This window comes from Acidovorax cavernicola, assembly GCF_003581445.1.
The window spans coordinates 1-770 of the sequence record NZ_QXMN01000287.1; the positions used below are offsets into that span (position 1 = coordinate 1).

Consider the following 770-nt stretch of genomic DNA (forward strand, 5'->3'; position numbering starts at 1 on the left):
GCGGCGAAGCTTCCGCCGCCGCAGATGCCGCAGCCGGTGCGCCCGCTCATGCTGCGCCGGTGGTCCTTGAGGCGCGCGAAGCAGCGCGAGGAAATCTCGATCTGCACTTCCATGCCGTCCATGCCTTCGGGCAGGCCCGCGGCGCTGGCCGCGACCGGCGCGACGTCGATGCCGAAGCAGTCGGCCGCGCTGTCGATCAGGCCTTCGCTGAGCGCAAAGCCCAGCGCGAAGTCTTCCAGGTCCTGGGGCGTGCCCAGCATCACCGCATGCGAAATGCCGTTGAAGACCAGCGCGATCGGCACTTCGCTGGCCAGCGTGCGCTGCTGCGCGAGCACCTGGGCCGGGCCGGCGGCGTCGGGCAGGCGGTGCAGCGCGACCGCGTGTTCGCTCAGCGGCGCGACGGAGGGCAGGGGGCAGGCAGCGGAAGACATGGCGCATTATCGGCCGGGCGCGACCAGGTGGCCCGAGCCGGGGCATGATGGCGGCATGCAAGATCCGTCTCCCTCCTTGTCGCTCGCGGCCGCGCTGGACCATGGCCCGGCCGACAAGCGCATTTCCATCCTGCGCCAGATCGGCGCCGGCGGCTCGATTTCCGAAGCCGCGCGCACCGTGGGCGTGAGCTACAAGGCCGCCTGGCAGGCGCTCGACACGCTGACCAATCTCGCGGGCGTGCCGCTGGTCGAGCGCGTGGTCGGCGGCGCGGGCGGCGGCGGCGCCGTGCTGACGCCGGCCGGCCAGGCGCTGCTCGACGCGGCCCAGGCCATGGACGC

At 73.0% G+C, this 770-nt stretch carries 2 protein-coding genes; one reads left to right on the forward strand and one right to left on the reverse strand.

The window, feature by feature from the left end; all coding sequences use genetic code 11:
- The coding region (locus D3H34_RS33195) for a formate dehydrogenase accessory sulfurtransferase FdhD (protein ID WP_205736877.1) at positions 1-431 on the reverse strand (431 nt) is incomplete at its 3' end.
- A 55-nt stretch (positions 432-486) separates the two neighbouring features.
- Between D3H34_RS33195 and D3H34_RS33200 the strand changes: the two genes are divergently transcribed.
- On the forward strand, positions 487-770 hold a 284-nt coding region (locus D3H34_RS33200), incomplete at its 3' end, for a winged helix-turn-helix domain-containing protein (protein ID WP_119558912.1).